Source organism: Enterocloster citroniae, from assembly GCF_040545455.1.
GTDB classification, from domain to species: Bacteria; Bacillota; Clostridia; order Lachnospirales; family Lachnospiraceae; genus Enterocloster; species Enterocloster citroniae.
Genome location: NZ_JBEPLZ010000030.1, coordinates 1 through 16,523, shown reverse-complemented (window position 1 = coordinate 16,523; position 16,523 = coordinate 1). Strand labels below are relative to the sequence as shown.

The 16,523-nt window shown below is 50.5% G+C and carries 15 protein-coding genes, 1 tRNA gene and 1 riboswitch; of the genes, 11 read left to right on the top strand and 5 right to left on the bottom strand.

The genetic code is table 11. The annotated features are described in order from the left end of the window. Nucleotides 1–2 precede the first annotated feature (2 nt). The 3 genes from ABID13_RS25085 to ABID13_RS25075 all read left to right on the top strand — a co-directional run bounded on the left by ABID13_RS25085 (nucleotide 3) and on the right by ABID13_RS25075 (nucleotide 3,394). Nucleotides 3–1,715 carry a hypothetical protein gene (locus ABID13_RS25085; RefSeq protein WP_048929197.1) on the top strand — a complete coding sequence of 571 codons (1,713 nt, stop codon included), beginning with the start codon at nucleotides 3–5 and terminating at the stop codon, nucleotides 1,713–1,715. Nucleotides 1,716–2,342: 627 nt separating this feature from the next. Then, nucleotides 2,343–2,786 carry a hypothetical protein gene (locus ABID13_RS25080; RefSeq protein ID WP_048929196.1) on the top strand — a complete coding sequence of 148 codons (444 nt, stop codon included), beginning with the start codon at nucleotides 2,343–2,345 and terminating at the stop codon, nucleotides 2,784–2,786. Between the two features lie 62 nt (nucleotides 2,787–2,848). Beyond that, complete coding sequence (locus tag ABID13_RS25075; protein ID WP_045091614.1) at nucleotides 2,849–3,394, top strand: hypothetical protein; 546 nt, start codon at nucleotides 2,849–2,851, stop codon at nucleotides 3,392–3,394. Here the strand turns inward: ABID13_RS25075 and ABID13_RS25070 are convergent. From ABID13_RS25070 to ABID13_RS25055, 4 genes are all read right to left on the bottom strand, one after another. Continuing rightward, nucleotides 3,384–3,956 (bottom strand): YcxB family protein, encoded by a 573-nt coding sequence (locus ABID13_RS25070; protein ID WP_048929195.1) that lies wholly within the window; start codon nucleotides 3,954–3,956, stop codon nucleotides 3,384–3,386. The two genes, ABID13_RS25075 and ABID13_RS25070, sit on opposite strands and share 11 nt — an antisense overlap. A gap of 31 nt (nucleotides 3,957–3,987) precedes the next feature. Further along, nucleotides 3,988–4,641 carry a YcxB family protein gene (locus ABID13_RS25065; RefSeq protein WP_048929194.1) on the bottom strand — a complete coding sequence of 218 codons (654 nt, stop codon included), beginning with the start codon at nucleotides 4,639–4,641 and terminating at the stop codon, nucleotides 3,988–3,990. Between the two features lie 125 nt (nucleotides 4,642–4,766). Next, nucleotides 4,767–4,840: transfer RNA gene (locus ABID13_RS25060), tRNA-Arg, on the bottom strand. Between the two features lie 78 nt (nucleotides 4,841–4,918). Next, nucleotides 4,919–5,797: a DUF3881 family protein gene (locus ABID13_RS25055; RefSeq protein ID WP_007862344.1), complete on the bottom strand. Its 879-nt coding sequence runs from the start codon at nucleotides 5,795–5,797 to the stop codon at nucleotides 4,919–4,921. A 407-nt stretch (nucleotides 5,798–6,204) separates the two neighbouring features. Beyond that, nucleotides 6,205–6,317, top strand: a riboswitch (glycine riboswitch). Nucleotides 6,318–6,487: 170 nt separating this feature from the next. Here ABID13_RS25055 and gcvT point away from each other — a divergent pair. The 8 genes from gcvT to ABID13_RS25015 all read left to right on the top strand — a co-directional run bounded on the left by gcvT (nucleotide 6,488) and on the right by ABID13_RS25015 (nucleotide 15,416). After that, complete coding sequence (gene gcvT / locus ABID13_RS25050) at nucleotides 6,488–7,594, top strand: glycine cleavage system aminomethyltransferase GcvT (RefSeq protein WP_045091616.1); 1,107 nt, start codon at nucleotides 6,488–6,490, stop codon at nucleotides 7,592–7,594. Between the two features lie 25 nt (nucleotides 7,595–7,619). Beyond that, complete coding sequence (gene gcvH / locus ABID13_RS25045) at nucleotides 7,620–8,000, top strand: glycine cleavage system protein GcvH (protein ID WP_007862338.1); 381 nt, start codon at nucleotides 7,620–7,622, stop codon at nucleotides 7,998–8,000. Nucleotides 8,001–8,037: 37 nt separating this feature from the next. Then, nucleotides 8,038–9,399: an aminomethyl-transferring glycine dehydrogenase subunit GcvPA gene (gene gcvPA / locus ABID13_RS25040; RefSeq protein ID WP_048929193.1), complete on the top strand. Its 1,362-nt coding sequence runs from the start codon at nucleotides 8,038–8,040 to the stop codon at nucleotides 9,397–9,399. Next, complete coding sequence (gene gcvPB / locus ABID13_RS25035; RefSeq protein WP_048929192.1) at nucleotides 9,396–10,847, top strand: aminomethyl-transferring glycine dehydrogenase subunit GcvPB; 1,452 nt, start codon at nucleotides 9,396–9,398, stop codon at nucleotides 10,845–10,847. The genes gcvPA and gcvPB overlap by 4 nt, the downstream gene beginning before the upstream one ends. Nucleotides 10,848–10,958: 111 nt before the next feature. Then, nucleotides 10,959–11,951: a lipoate--protein ligase gene (gene lplA, locus ABID13_RS25030; protein ID WP_048929271.1), complete on the top strand. Its 993-nt coding sequence runs from the start codon at nucleotides 10,959–10,961 to the stop codon at nucleotides 11,949–11,951. A 62-nt stretch (nucleotides 11,952–12,013) separates the two neighbouring features. Next, nucleotides 12,014–13,414, top strand: a complete 1,401-nt coding sequence (gene lpdA / locus ABID13_RS25025) for a dihydrolipoyl dehydrogenase (RefSeq protein WP_048929191.1) — start codon at nucleotides 12,014–12,016, stop codon at nucleotides 13,412–13,414. Nucleotides 13,415–13,461: 47 nt separating this feature from the next. Then, nucleotides 13,462–14,118: an SOS response-associated peptidase gene (locus ABID13_RS25020; protein WP_048929190.1), complete on the top strand. Its 657-nt coding sequence runs from the start codon at nucleotides 13,462–13,464 to the stop codon at nucleotides 14,116–14,118. A 119-nt stretch (nucleotides 14,119–14,237) separates the two neighbouring features. After that, nucleotides 14,238–15,416, top strand: coding sequence for an acyltransferase family protein (locus ABID13_RS25015; protein ID WP_048929189.1), 1,179 nt, complete (start codon nucleotides 14,238–14,240; stop codon nucleotides 15,414–15,416). Here ABID13_RS25015 and ABID13_RS25010 read toward each other — a convergent pair. Beyond that, entirely contained in the window at nucleotides 15,361–16,404 is a 1,044-nt protein-coding gene (locus ABID13_RS25010) for a GGDEF domain-containing protein (RefSeq protein WP_048929188.1), read from the bottom strand. The two genes, ABID13_RS25015 and ABID13_RS25010, sit on opposite strands and share 56 nt — an antisense overlap. Nucleotides 16,405–16,523: the final 119 nt, after the last annotated feature.

Here is a 16,523-nt window from a genome sequence, read left to right as displayed (position 1 = left end):
TCATGGACCAAGCAAAAGCGGACTTTGAAGTGCGGGGGCTGGAACTGCACAGCCTGTATGCCTGGGACTATCCGTGGGTGGTCAAGGCCCTGGATTTTATTGAAAAGCACGGTATGAACACGCTGGTACTCCACCGGAATGATTTTGTGGACCTGATCGTATACCCGGGAGCCTATTTCGGGTATAAGGAACAGGAGGGTGATTCTTCCATATTTGATATCTACAGCCAGATCTTCAGGAAGCTGTACCAGTATACACCTACGCGGCGCTCCTGCCCCTACCAGAGAAGGTCCTTTTTAAAAAGAGTACTGGAAGAGGCGGGCAGAAGGGGAATCCAGGTCTATATTGAGAACAAGGAATTGTATTTCCCTGATATTATCCTGGAATTTTACCCGCACCTGGTCCATGACGGTCATGTGTGTGCCACGGACCCCTTCTGGCAGGAGTTCTTAGGAGTCAAATACAGGGAGTTTTTCCGGGAGTTTCCCCAGGTGGCGGGGATCATCACCTCACCGGCCACAGGGGAGAGCCGTGTTTCCATCAAGTCCAACCGCTGTACCTGCGACAGGTGTAAGTCCGCCGCCAGGGAGGACTGGTACCGGATGGTACTGACATCCATGTATGAACCCATCCGCCAGGCTGGCAGAAAACTGATCGTGCGTGACTTTGTGTTTGATTCCGCTTCCCAGAAGGAGATATCCGCAGTGATGGAGGAATTGCCGCCGGATGTGATCATTTCCTTGAAGAATACGCCCCATGATTACTATCCCACATTTCCGGCAAATCCCAGGATCGGTCATGTGGGAGACCATGAGCAGTGGATTGAGTTTGATACCATGGGACAGTATTTCGGATGGGGCGTGGGGATCGCGGACCTGACAGAGGACTACCGGCGCAGACTGTCAGACGCCAGGCAGAAGGGAGCATCAGGGGCAGTTTTCCGCCTGGACTGGGAAAGCCTGGACGGACATTCCTCCTTTTTTACACCCAACAAGATCAATGTTTATGCGGGGGCTGCCCTTACCAGGGATCTGGATACCCCGGACCAGGAAATATACCGCAGATTCCTTCTGGAGGAAGGATGGTCAGAGGATACTGGATGTATCAGCCGTCAGGCAAAATGGTTCGGCAATATCATGAAGAAAACATGGGAGATTACAGCCGGGACCGTGTTTGTAAATGACTGTGTATTCTCGGATTCCAGCGTGCTTCCCATTTCTTTGGAGCACGCGGTATGGCTCTCGGAGGAAAAGAACTCTTTAAAGGACTGGGACCCCCAAAAACAGGATTGTGTTTCTCCCAGAAGGTCATCCCTGGAGCCTGCGATCCGGGAAAAGGAGGAGGCATTTAAAAAGATCAGCGCCCTCTGCGAGGAGGCGGGGGAATACCCGGAGGGGCTGAGTCAGGATAAGGTGAAATGGTTTCAGGAGCGTCTGGCGCTTAATGCCCGGTATGTGGACATGTACCGTTGCGGGACGGAGGCGATCCTGCTGACCCGCTATGTGACGGAGACAGAAGAACAGGATAAAGAGTTTTGGCAGAGCGCCCTGGAAGGGGCCAGGCAGGCTCTTTTGGCCGTAAGCCGGATGAAAGGGGAATTTACACAGCTTTTCCGGGAAACGGATTATGAACCCCATGTGATCTACACCCTGCTGGACCCGGACCGTCTGGACTGCCTGTACCGGAAACTGAACGCCCGGCTGCCGGGAGACTGAAGTGCCGGGAGACTGAGCTGCCGGTTACCTGGCAGCTGTCTTTGGAAAGAAACGTTTTAGAGGAAATATTTAGGAAAAAACAGGAAGCGCTGGATCCATTACGCGATCCGGCGCTTCCTGTTTTCCATTTGTCCATGACAATTTGCCAGTCAGTGACCGGCATTTCTGATAGGCCAGATAAAAAGAACGCATATTTTGCAGATTAGACCGCGAATCCAAAAGCTATTTTAGATTCTTCTTGGTATGAACGGATCAGATCGGTGAGCTGAGCGATATCACTGATAGTATGGGAAAAGTCATGTGGCTTTGATAGAACAGTCCTATCAGATCGGATAATTGCAACGGTGCTTTTGGATTTAGATACATCGATACCTACAGCTAACATATAGGGGGGATCCTCCTTTGCGAATTAATATGATTGGGTCCAGCACTCGGTTATCTATTCATTTTCGTTAGTTACCCGGGAGCGAATCCCAACTTGCTTAATCGAATAAAAGATAATGAGTGATGGTTAACACTTTCAGTTTCGGGAACTATGTCCCATATTTGTGCCGTTAACCAATCAAACTCATCATAACAAAACATAAGAATAGGGGATAATTTCCCTACTCTTATATAGTACGAAATTTGGGAAAATATGAATATGATTATTTATCTTCCAGAAATGGGATTATAGTCAGCAGTAAATTTCTAAACGCTCTGTCAGAAGTTTCAGCTACAGGCAATATGGTAAAGGAGATCGAATTATCAGGATGGTACAACGGCAATGGCAAAATACGTTTAGACAAAAATATCGATGATTATAAAGAACTCGTGATAACGGGGCGTTGCGGATATATGAGAAACAAAAGGCAGGAATTAATAAAAAGCTGTGATCTGTGTAAGACTGTGGCGTCCAGCAAAGAACGGGATGGATATGGCGTGGATTTAAATGAATGGGATGGCTCTGATATCTGCTTTTATACGAATTTAGTATGGGGGCATGTCATAGTCACAGAAAAAGTTAAAAACATATTAGAAAAGAAGAAAATGAAAAGCATATACTTCCAAAAAATCGAAGACTATGTATAGGTTGGGTGCGAAGCAAACTAACAGTGACACTTTATTAAGCATTACAATATAGAGAGAATAAAATGTGGAAAAAGAGTGGATTAATCATACTTCTTCTGGCATTAACCGGATGTGCAAATACGGCAGGGGACAGCGTTAAAGATACGGCCGGTATCACACAGAGCTTGCCAAACGGTACAGAGGATGGGGAGAACAGCGTGGGAAAACAAATGGATACTTATGAAGAGGACGGTCTGAGGCTGGAACTTGTATCAGAACTGGATGGCGCAGGCAACATAGTACCGGAAAGCGTGAGACTGAAAATCGAGAACAGTATGGACGATGAGTGCATGATAAGGTCAATCGGCACTGCCGTAAACAACGTGACAATCGGCAATTCCCTGACATATGCTGAAATAGAAGGAAATGACAGTACCGAAGAGGATATCATGCTGTCGAATCTAGAAATGGGATCTTTACACAGGGATCTGTTGGAATTTGAAAAAGAATTCTGCAATATAAAAGAATGCGAGTCGGAGGATGTCTACAATAACCTGCGCGCCAAAAAGATTGAATGTGAAGGGCCATCGGAAACCGTGACTGTTAAAAGAGGCGGTTTCAACCTTTAAGTTTAGCCCCCGCTGTGGAGGTGGGAACAGCCGGACCGGATTGCTGTTTCTGCCGTATAAAATGCAGAAACTGATCGGGGCATCCTTCAGTGAAACTGTTTTTCCAGATGATCAATGCCTGTTTTGACGTTGTGATTACAAAAAAATACATTGGAAATTCCTCTATACTGCGGATCTGGGAGTATTCCATATATCCGCTGACGCAGCTGGTTTCCCAACGGATGTTATCTTTCAGAAATTGATACACTGCCTTTTCGCAGGGAATACCAAGGCTGGCCTGCTGTTTCAGTTGTTCCGCCTGTTTCTGGCATTGTTTGTGTTTCACGCTTACCCGTCTGATGCTAAAATAAGGCCATATAAATATGAAAAGAAGCAGACATCCTATGATTAGCGTGCGGAACAGCTGCCTGTACATAAAATAGTGCAGCGCCATGACAACCAGCAGTACAGCTATATCCAGACTCAGCCGTTTTCCACTGTATCCGCGTTCTAACTGATACTTTGCCAGTTCATAAAGGGATTGGGCATCCCTGGCTATTGTAACTTGGAATGACGGTGTCATATCCCGGTTCCCCCCCTTAAACTGCTGATGTTTACTTCATTAGCGACATATCTTTTCCTGTCTTTTGCATAATGAATTCTTTAAAATTCAGGGAATCACCGACTGTAAAGCAGTGTTTGGCAAAATACATCCCTTGATCTTTTGCAAAGAATATGTAATAGGCCTGCGGGTCCTCTGCCAGCTTATCTACAGCCGGATATTTCCAGACCAGTGATTCTTTACTGGGATAATATGTAAAATCATTCTCAAAAAAATCGATTTGGCTGCGAACCAGCTCCGTCTTTCTCAATTTCCGGAAAATCCTTCCAATAATCAAACCGGTGTTCAGCAACACCTTGCGGCGAAGGCGCGCAGACAAGGCAAGAAACCATACTGCTACCATCAGAAAGAGAATGGCTCCCAACTCGCCAGGCATGAGAATAGAGCTTATCACAACGATACCCCACCAGACCAGAAACACCCAGTTTCCGATGGAACGCCGTTGCTTCTGGTAATACAGCATATCAGATATACGCATAAATTGCTCTTTTTGTTTTGAATTATCCTCATTGATAACGATTCTAAAAATCGGTTCCATATCCACGCGTACCTCCAACAGTTTATCCGTAATTTCTTCCGTAATTCCGATAAGCCGTGTTATCTGCGGAGTTAATATGATTACAGCATCCCATGCGACTGGATTCAAGCGCTTTCTCCGTTATAATTTGCTAATCAAAAACAACTCTTTTTGTTGTGAATTCGGCTTCTCTATAGATATAGGAACAGCCCGAAAGCCTTGATTCTGTCAGACTTTCGAGCTGTAAGTTCTAATGTTCCTGAGCGGATTCGAACCGCTGGCCTTCCGCTTAGGAGGCGGACGCTCTATCCTGCTGAGCTACAGAAACACATCAATTTGTATCATTGATATCTGCGAACCGTATCACACGGTCCGCATTATATAATAACCTATCTTGGGAAAAAAATCAAGCCTCAAATTGCACAGTTCCCTGCATCCATACCTGACCTTTGAATCGGCGGCCTACTTTTGGCTCTCCCAGGAGGTCCTGGCGGTTGATGACAACATGGAAGATCATGTCATTGCAGTCCAGGGTCAGGTCATAAACCTCTTCCTTGGTAATCCGGTTGGCACTCAGCTCAATTCCGGTGATCTCCCCTATTACGGAGTATTGGTCGCATTCAATGCCGCAGGGCATAAAGCAGGTCTCAATAATGGAATACACATCCTCATGGGCGATCCGCCTGGAAACCATGGAGTAAAGGTCAATGTCCTCAATGGTCAGTGTTTCAATAGCATCCTCGTCCCCGCGTTTGGCTGCTTCCAGCAGATTGCTCCTCTTTCTGGCAGCCATTCTGGAATCCTCGGCCTGTTTTTCTGTCTTTTGTATGGGAAGGAGGATCCTGCCCTGCACGCACAGGCCCGAAAGGGCGGCGCCTAAGGGTTTTACAGGCTTATGGCCGGCTTTGCGGAGCCGGTATTCCATGGAGTTTTCTATATAAAAGATAAGAGAGATGCCCACTCTGTATTCATCCAGCAGTCCGGCAAATGTTTCCCGCTCCGTGTGACGCTGGATGGAGCATTCCGCATCCGAACTTATATCCGTGCTTTTCACATAGGGGAAATAATATTCGCGGTTAAATGTTCCCTTTGGACTCATCTCACCAGCCATGGCAACACCCATGCCGGGAGCGGTCTCTACCCGCAGTTCACAGAACGTACTGCCTTCCCGTTCGGACAACTGTCCGTTCTCCCTGGCTTCTTTTGCAAGACGCCGCAGCAGTTTTTCCATATCCTGTTTCTTCTGGTACATGCTAAACCCAATGGTCCGCATAAACTTATGCATGTGGTCACCTTCTTTCCTAATCTATTATCATAAGCCGTATTTTTTATCAGACAACAATGAGGCAAAAGGAACACCTTCGCCTCATCATCTTTGCCCATTATATACTACTTTATATCAGATTACCAGTATTTTTTCTTTGGACAGGCTAATTTATTCGTTAATTGTAAAGATTACTTCAGAGAACGTTCATATAAGACGATCCGGTTCCCGGCGCCGGAGCAGGAAAAGACCTGTTCCCTGTCCAGTATAGCTTCATACTTCCAAGTATTCCCAATCTTATCAGGCTGAATTATCGTTAAATTATAAACAACCTTTATCTATTGACTGAAAACATCACCTGTGTTAGTATGAACTTAGCAAGGGCGGGGCGGTGAGCCATACGTTTGCGGACAACTGCATATCATCGGATGATGGATTCGGGAGAGACTGTCCGGGGGCTGGAGTGATGATCCGGCAGTGACTTAGGGCAGCGCCGAAGGGGAAGCGGAGAACTCTCAGGCAAAAGGACCGGATACCGGACGATACTCTGGAAAGCGATGAGCACCGACGAAGCCAAATCTTTCAGGTCCAAAGACAGAGCGCATGAACATGTTTATTTGTTCATGCGCTTTTTTAACAGTCTTTCAGCGCGGATTTAAATGTCTGCGCATTTTGGGACACTGGACAGCATATGAAGGAGGGTAATGATTTATGGGCACAGAAGTAACTGGCGGCACTGAATTAAGGACACCGCTCTATGACACACATGTAAAGTACAAGGGGAAGATTGTGCCGTTTGCAGGCTATCTGCTGCCGGTGCAGTATGACACAGGTGTGATAGCGGAGCACATGGCAGTGCGCACCAAGTGCGGCCTGTTTGATGTTTCACACATGGGGGAGATCATCTGCAGAGGCAGTGATGCACAAAAGAACCTGAACATGATCCTGACCAATGACTATACGGTCATGGCCGATGGCCAGGCCCGCTACAGCCCCATGTGCAATGAAGATGGCGGTGTGGTGGATGACCTGATCGTGTACAAGGTAAGGGACAACTGCTATTTTATAGTGGTAAATGCAGCAAATAAGGATAAGGATTTCCAGTGGATGAAGGCCCACCAGTTTGGGGACGCGGAATTTGAGGACATTTCAGACAGAGTGGCGCAGCTGGCGCTGCAGGGACCGAAGGCCATGGAGATCCTCAGGAAACTGGCAAAGGAGGAGGATATACCGGAGAAATATTATACTTGTCTCTTTGACCGTATGATCGGGAATATCAAATGCATTATCTCCAAGACCGGTTACACGGGTGAGGACGGGGTGGAGATCTATCTGGCCCCGGAGGACGCGCCGGCCATGTGGGAGATGCTCATGGAGGCAGGACAGGAGGAGGGGCTGATCCCATGCGGGTTAGGGGCCAGGGACACCCTGCGACTGGAGGCATCCATGCCTTTGTACGGACACGAGATGGACGATACCATTTCACCCAAGGAGGCTGGGCTGGGAATATTTGTAAAAATGGATAAAGAGGATTTTATCGGAAAGCAGGCGCTGGTGGATAAAGGCCCCCTGACCAGGAGACGGATCGGCTTAAAGGTGACGGGACGGGGAATCATCAGGGAACATCAGGCGGTTTATGCGGACGGCAGGCAGATTGGGATCACCACCTCCGGCACTCATTGTCCTTATCTGGGATATCCGGTGGCAATGGCTTTAGTGGATGTTGGATATAAGGAACCGGGCACTGTGCTGGAGGTTGAGGTAAGAGGACGGCGGGTGGCCGCAGAAGTGGTGAAGCTGCCTTTCTATAAACGTTGAGTATCATATAACAGGAGGTATTGAGATGAATGTTCTGGAGGAATTAAAGTATTCAAAGTCACATGAGTGGGTCAAGATGGTGGATGAGAACACCGCTTTGGTAGGATTATCGGATTATGCCCAGGATGCCCTGGGAGACCTGGTGTTTGTAAACCTGCCGGAAGCAGGGGACGAGGTGACGGCAGGGGAGGCATTTGCAGATGTGGAATCCGTGAAGGCTGTTTCTGATGTGTATTCACCGGTGACAGGCACGGTGGAAGAGGTGAATGAGGCGCTTTTGGACGCGCCGGAGTCCATCAATGAGTCTCCCTATGATGCGTGGCTGGTGAAGATCGGAAGTGTCACGGATACGGAAGAGCTGATGAGCGCTGCTGAGTATGAAGCATATGTAAAGACTCTGGAATAAAAGCATCTTTATTCCATTAGAAATGGGGTGTAATATCATGGGTACTTATGTGCCGAATACGAAGCAGGAACAGCAGGAAATGCTTCATGAGATAGGATTTAACAGTTTTGAGGAAATGTTTTCCCATATACCCGGTGAGGTGATGTTAAAGGACGGCGTTCAGATCCCCTCCGGCCTCAATGAGCAGGCGGTAATGTCCAGGATGGAGGAGATGGCGGAAAAGAATGTGGTGTTCCGGCATATTTTCAGGGGAGCGGGGGCCTACAACCATTACATACCCGCTATTGTCTCCAGCGTGATCTCCAAGGAGGAGTTTGTAACAGCATACACGCCTTACCAGGCGGAGATCAGCCAGGGGATCCTGCAATCCATATTTGAATATCAGACCATGATCTGTGAGCTGACAGGAATGGATGCTTCCAATGCATCGGTGTATGATGGCGCCACTGCGGCGGGGGAGGCTGTGGCCATGTGCAGGGACAGGAAGAGGAGCACTGCGTATGTTTCCGCCGCAGCCAGTCCGGGAACGATCGAAGTGATCAAGACATATTGTTTTGGCAGCAATACCAGAGTGGTCATTGTACCGGAAAAGGACGGGGTCACGGACACACAGGCCCTGGAGGATATGATAAAGGCAGATCCCCAGGCAGCCTGCTTCTACGTGCAGCAGCCAAACTATTACGGCAACCTGGAGGACGGGGAAGGTCTGGGGCGTATTGCCCATGAAGCCGGAGCCAAATATATCATGTCCTGTAATCCCATGGCTTTGGCAGTGATGAAGACGCCGGCTGAATATGGCGCTGACATTGCAGTGGGGGACGGGCAGCCCCTTGGAATGCCCCTTGCGTTCGGCGGTCCCTATCTTGGATTCATGGCGGCCACAGCCGCCATGACAAGGAAGCTGCCCGGACGCATTGTGGGGGAGACAACGGACAGCCGGGGTGAGAGGGCGTTTGTCCTTACGCTCCAGGCCAGGGAACAGCATATCCGCAGGGAAAAGGCCAGTTCCAATGTGTGCTCCAACCAGGCGTGGTGTGCCCTGACCGCATCGGTGTATATGACGGCCATGGGGGCAGACGGCATGGAAAAGGCTGCCATGCAGTGTATGTCCAAAGCGCATTATTTCAGGGATGTGCTGAAGCTTGCAGGATTAGAGCCCAGGTATGACCGTGAGTTTTTCCATGAGTTTGTAACAGTAAGCCCGGAGGGCGCATGCAGTGGCAGCGCCCATATCCTGGGCGCCCTTGAAAAACAGGGAATCCTGGGCGGCCTGCCCCTGTCCGACAGGGAGATACTCTGGTGTGCCACGGAGATGAACACAAAAGAGGAGATGGATGAAGCTGCATCCATTGTCCGGAATGTGCTGGAATGCGGACATAAGGAGGTGTGCGGCTCATGAAACTTGTATTTGAAAAAGGATCCCAGGGACGAAGGCTGGACCTGATCGGTGAATGGGATGTGCCCATGGTATCATTTGAACGGGACCATTTAAGAAAGTCAAAACCGCGCCTGCCCCATATGTCGGAAAATGAGATCAGCCGCCATTACACGGAGCTGGCAAAGCGCTCCCACGGTGTCAATGACGGGTTCTACCCCCTTGGCTCCTGTACTATGAAGTACAATCCCAAGGTAAATGAACAGGCCGCTGCATTAAAAGGCTTTCAGCGCGTCCACCCCCTGCAGCCCCAGGATACGGTCCAGGGCTCCATGGAGGTGCTGTATCTGGCTGAGAAATACCTCTGTGAGATCACCGGCATGGATGCCATGACCTTCCAGCCCGCGGCCGGCGCTCATGGGGAGTTTACCGGACTGCTTCTGATCAAGGCTTACCATGTGCACAGGAATGATACAAAGCGGACAAAGATCATTGTGCCGGATTCCGCTCACGGAACCAATCCTGCCAGCGCTTCCATGTGCGGCTATGACGTGGTCAGCATTCCGTCCAGGGAGGATGGATGCGTGGACCTGGAGCAGCTGAGGACAGCCGTAGGTGAAGATACGGCAGGCCTTATGCTTACCAATCCCAATACAGTGGGGCTGTTTGACAAGAATATACTGGATATAACAAGAATCGTCCATGAGGCGGGGGGACTCTGCTATTATGACGGAGCAAACCTGAATGCGGTCATGGGGATCGTGCGTCCCGGCGACATGGGATTTGATGTGGTGCACCTGAACCTGCACAAGACATTTTCCACACCCCATGGCGGCGGCGGTCCGGGCAGCGGGCCTGTGGGCTGCAAATCATTCCTGGAGCCGTATCTGCCCGGTGTGAGAGCAGTGAGATGTGAGGATAAGGGACAGGGCAGGTACGTGTTCCAACGGGGCGGGGAATCCATCGGGGATGTTAAAATGTTCTACGGCAATTTCCTGGTGGTGGTTAAGGCCCTGGCATATATCATAACCCTTGGCAGGGAAGGAATCCCTGAGGCGTCCTCCAACGCGGTCCTGAATGCCAATTACATGAAGGTAAAGCTTTCCGATGTGTATGACATGGCATATGATGAGACATGTATGCATGAGTTTGTAATGAGCCTGGAGAACATGAAACATGAGAATGGCGTTACGGCCATGGATATTGCCAAGGCATTGCTGGATTACGGCATCCATCCGCCCACCATGTACTTCCCTCTGATCGTCCATGAGGCCCTGATGGTGGAGCCAACGGAGACAGAGTCAAGGGAGACATTGGATGAGGCCATTGAGGTATTCCACAGGATCTACCAGGATGCCCTGAGCGCGCCGGAGGAACTTCACGGCGCGCCTCACACCACGCCCATTGGAAGACCGGATGAAGTGACGGCTGCCCGCAAGCCGGTGCTGCGCTACACCTGGGAAAGTGAATGAACATAGGGTGAACTGTCTGCCCGGACAGCGGGATACGTTGTCCGGGCAGGTTTTTCATTCCATAGGAACGTGCTCCTATAACAGGATTCTTTTTATATGAAAGGTGACGGTATGATTGACAGGATCATGTGGATCGACACAGAGAATACATATCCCTACAGGAATCTGGCCATGGAGGAATATATGACTATCCATGTGCCGGAGGGGACCTGCATCCTTTTCCTGTGGCAGAACCGCCATACGGTGGTAATCGGCAGGAACCAGAATTGCTGGAGCGAATGCAAGGTGAATTTCCTGGAGGAGGAAGGGGGATATCTGGTCCGGCGCCTGTCCGGCGGCGGAGCGGTGTTCCACGACCTGGGGAACTTGAACTTTACATTTATTGTAAAGAAAAAAGACTATGACGTATCAAAGCAGCTGGATGTGATCCTGGAGGCGGTCAGAAGCCTGGGGCTGAAGGCGGAGAAAACAGGGCGCAACGACATTACCGTGGACGGGCGCAAATTCTCAGGCAATGCATTCTATCATTCCGGTGACTGCTGTTACCATCACGGAACCGTGCTTCTGAATGCGGACAAAGAGTATATGTCCCGGTATTTGAACGTGCCCAAGGAAAAGCTGGCATCCAAAGGGGTTTCCTCCGTGAAGGCGAGAGTGGCAAACCTGTGCGAATTCTGCCCGGACCTGACTGTGGGCAGGATGAAGGAAGCCCTGGTAGGGGCATTTTCCCGGGTTTATGGGCTGGAGGCTGAAAGAATGTACGAAAGCAGCCTTCCGGAAGATGAGATTGGGACCATGACAGGAAAGTTTGAATCCTGGGAGTGGAAGTATGGAAGAAAGATCCCCTTTGAATATGAGATGGGACGCAGGTTTTTCTGGGGCGGTATCCAGATGCAGTTTCATGTGGATGAGGGAAAGATACGGGAAGTGAATGTGTTTTCCGATGCAATGGAGCAGGAGATGATCGGAGATCTGGCAGTCTGCCTTAAGGGCTGCCCCTATGATGAAGCCGCTGTGTGCGGTGGGATGGAGAAGGTGGGCCGGGCTCATGGGGAGGGCGCCAAAATAAGTGACATCATAACACTTGTTAAAGAGTGTATGTAAGGAAAAATGTGAGTAATTCTGTACATATAGGGTAAGCTTAAAGGGAAGAGAGGTTTGGATATATGGCGGACAGATTGAATCTGGTGGTGATCGGGGCCGGACCGGGAGGGTATGAGGCTGCGATCGAGGGTGCAAAAAAGGGAATGAAGGTCGCATTGGTGGAGAACAGGGAGTTGGGAGGTACCTGCCTGAACAGGGGGTGTATCCCTACAAAGACCATCCTGCACACGGCTGATCTGTACCATGAACTCCAGGCAGGGCCTTCCATAGGGCTTGCGGTATCCGGTGCGGAGGTTGATATGAATGCGGTCCAGATACGCAAAGGCGAGGTACTGGAACAGCTGCGAAAGGGCATTGCCTCGCTGATGAGAATGAATAAAATATCCGTGTATTACGGCACGGGCACCATTATAGACAGAAATATGGTAAAGGTAACCATGACAAAAGGGGAAGCTGCAGAGGGCCCTGTGATGCTGGAGACGGATCACATTTTAATCGCAACCGGCTCCGTGCCCGCCTGCCCGCCTATCCCGGGTTCTGATCTGCCCGGGGTGGTGACCAGTGATGGACTGTTGGAAAAAACAGACATGTTTGAACATCTGGTCATCATAGGCGGCGGTGTCATTGGGATGGAGTTCGCCTCTGTTTACACCGCCCTTGGACGTAAGGTTACTGTGATCGAGGCACTGGACCGGATCCTTCCGGGAATGGATAAAGAGATTGCCCAGAACCTGAAAATGATCCTTAAGAAGCGCGGGGCAGAGATCCATGCCGGTGCAAAGGTGGAGTCCATCCAGGCAGCAGGGGATGGATCCGGCCTCATATGCCGGTATGTGGAAAAAGAAAAGCCCTGTGAAGCCAGGGCGGATGGAATCCTCATAGCCACGGGCAGGAAGGCATATACAGAGGGGCTTATTACACAGGAGAGCAGCCATCAGATACAGGCCATGGCCATGGAACGGGGCAGGATCGTTATCAATGAATACTATGAAACCAGTGTTCCCGGTATATATGGGGTGGGTGATGTCACGGGCGGCATTCAGCTGGCCCATGCTGCCACTGCCCAGGGCCGAAACGCCGTATCCCATATGGCGGGAGAGATCATGGAGATCCGCACGGAGGTGGTGCCCTCCTGCGTCTACACCAGCCCTGAGATCGGATGCGTGGGCATCAGCGCGGATGAAGCGAAGGAGCAGGGGCGTCCGGTCATTACAAAGAAATACCTGATGTCTGCCAATGGGAAGTCCGTTCTGTCCCAGCAGAAGCGGGGATTGATCAAGGTGGTGGCTGACAGCGAAAGCCACAGGATCCTGGGCGCCCAGATGATGTGTGCCAGGGCAACGGACATGATCAGCCAGTTTGGGGTGGCTATTGTAAACGGCCTGACGCTGGAAGATGTGGCCAGGGCCATTTTCCCCCACCCCACGTTCAGTGAGGGGATCCTGGAGGCTGTGCGGGATTAAGAGTATATGACTGAGTAAATCTATGAATGATGACAGGAGGTGCCGGGATGTGCGGAAGATATCACTTCAGCTTTGATCTGATGGATGAGGTGGCAGGGCTGGTGGAAGGGACGGATTGGAAGCTGGAGCTGGGCCTGATGGATAAGGATATCCATCCAGGGGAAATCGCTCCTGTGATCACGGCCCGGACAGAGGCGGCTTATGGCGGGGAATATCAGAAAGGCGCCCCCGAAATCCAGGACCACAGGCAGGGAACCGGCGGTCCCGGACTTCAGATCCGCAGGCAGAGATGGGGATTTCCCGGACCGGGAGGCAAGGGGCTGGTCTTTAACGCCAGGTCGGAGTCGGTAACGGAAAAGCCCATGTTCCGGGAGGGCGTGGCCAGGAGACGCGTGGCTGTCCCGGTGTCCTGGTTTTATGAGTGGAATAAGAGCAAGGAAAAGTATACTTTTACCAGGGAGGGCAGCAGGGTGCTGTTCCTGGCGGGTTTTTATAATAGGTACCAGGACGGGGAGCATTTTGTGATTCTCACAACAGAGGCCAACAGCTCCATGGCTCCGGTCCACAGCCGTATGCCTCTGATCCTTGATAAGGACCAGGTCAGGGACTGGATCCTTGACAGTGACAGGACAAGGGAACTGCTGGGGCAGGTGTCCCCTGAGCTATTAAAGTCATGTGAGTATGAGCAGCAAACCCTTTTTTAGGGAAAAAATCAGTTAGTTGGAAAACTCTGTCATTGCCTTCCCGCCTTATTTCAATTATACTATTTGAAACGGCCGGGTTTTGGCCCGGGTATTAAGTGCCGGTGATCGCGGAGGATACTATGACAGAAGAGAAATCCAAGTTCCATGACCGGGAACAAAGGGCGGAAGGAAAGGCGGTCAATATGCAGTTTGCGCTCCTTTCCGCCCTGGGAATGTTCTTTGTGGTGGACGGACATCTGAATAACAGTTATCTGGATATTGGGGGTCTGTTTCCCTATTATTCATTCCATATGCCCTTGTTTGCTTTTATATCAGGGTATTTTTACAGGCCGGGCAGCGAGGAACGGATAGGGGAGTATGCCAGGAAAAAGATACTGCGCCTGCTGGGCCCGTATATGGCGTACAACCTGATCTACGGGATCGCGGCACAGTTCCTCCACGGGGCGGGCTTTTCTTTTGGGGGCAGCCTCAGCTTCAGGAGCCTGTTCCTGGAGCCGTTTATGACAGGGCATCAGTTTGAATATAACCTGGCGGCCTGGTTTGTTCCCGCCCTGTTCCTGGTGGAGATGGCCAATGTGCTGCTGCGCCGGGGAGTGAAAGGACTTAGAACGTCCGGGACCGCGTGGAATGAGTATGGTATCACGGTTCTGTACCTCCTCATCGGTGCAGGGGGGATCTCCATTGCCATGAGCGGACGGTTCCAGCAGGGATGGCTGACCCTGGTGCGCATGATGTTCCTGCTTCCCTGCTACCAGTGGGGAACTCTGTACAGGCAAAAACTGGAGGAAAAGGACCGGGCCGGAAGTCTCCTGTATATGGGAGTACTGATCGCCATCCAGTTCATTCTCGTGCTGTCGGGCTGGCCCCTGATCTACTCCGTGGCGTTCTGCAACGGCTTTACCGGGCTGCTGCTGCCTTATGTGACGGCCGCCACAGGGATCGCCTTCTGGCTGAGGGTGTCCCGCATAGGCGCAGGGGTGGTGAAGAACAGCGCCGCCCTGCGGTATTTCGGCGGACATACATATGCGGTGATGATGCACCATGTCATGGCACTGATGGTGTTAAAGACCCTGTTTGCCGCATTTGCGAAATATACGTCCCTGTTTATGGGATTTAGTTTTGAACAGTATAAGACAGACCTTTGGTACTGTTATTTTCCCAAGGACCTGCCTCAGTTCCGTGTGCTATATTTAATCTGGGCCATTGCCCTGCCGCTTGTGTTCCAGTATCTGTTAGACCGGGTCAAAGGTGTGTGCCGGAAAGGGAGGATGCCCTCTTCCTGGGCTCCGCCGGCTTGAGAGGATAGCTGTGGTGGAGTACCAGATTATTCACCGTGTCCCGGCGTGTCTCATAATAGATCTTGATGACACGCCGGGCTATTTTTTCCGTATCTTCCCCGGATACGCCGGATACCATAACCAGATATTGGCAGCTGCTGTACTGGGTATAAATATCTCCCATGCGCAGGCTGTTTTGCAGTTCCTTACCAAGCAGGTCCATTTCCCGGTCGCGGATGTCCAGGGAAAGAAATTCATTATTCTGATCCGTTAAGGTAAAGAGAATGATGTATACGCTGCGCCGTTCCCTGGCCAGCCTTCGTTCAGTCAGACGGTATACCTGTTTAAATGTTTCGTAATCCTGGCAGTATGCGCCGGGTATGATATCTTTTTCTTCTATTTCCCCGGCGATCAGGTCCATATCCAGATTGATGCTGCCAGGGGCGGTTCCTGATTTTGTGCGGGGTGTCCCTGTGTTGCGCTGCCGTTTCATTTCCATTATTTTCTGATCCGCACAGTCAAAGATATTCTTATACCGTTGTTTCCCAAGACTGTCTGCACCTGCTATGGTGATAGATAGTTTGATGAGAATGGAGTTTTTCAGGCGGATCTCCTGGAAACGGCTTTTGATCCGCTCAAACAATTCTTCCATATCCTTCGCGGACATGAGACGGGGCATGAAGATAACAAACTCATCGCCGCCAACTCTTCCCACCAGGCTCTGACGGCCGGACATCTTGTTCAGGATCGTGGCCACACTGCAGAGAAGTTCGTCCCCTATGATGTGTCCGTATCTGTCATTGACTTGCTTAAAATGGTCCAGGTCCAAAACGATCATGGTTCCGGGCAGTTTCTTTTTCAGATATTCATCGACCCTGCATTCCATGGCGCCCCTGTTGTACAGGCCGGTAAGCCAATCACGGTCCGCAATATACTGAAGCCGGCTGTTTTCTGCCTCCAGCTGTTTTTTTGTCATCCTGCCGGGATCTGTGTATTTGGACTGTCTCATATCTCATTCCTCCTCATATATTCCGGTAGTGTCAAGTTTCACTACCTGTTTTATTGTTTAAACCTTGATTTTATGGGAGTTTGCAATAAAAAGAGCAATGACCTCCCTTTTTTTGGTAT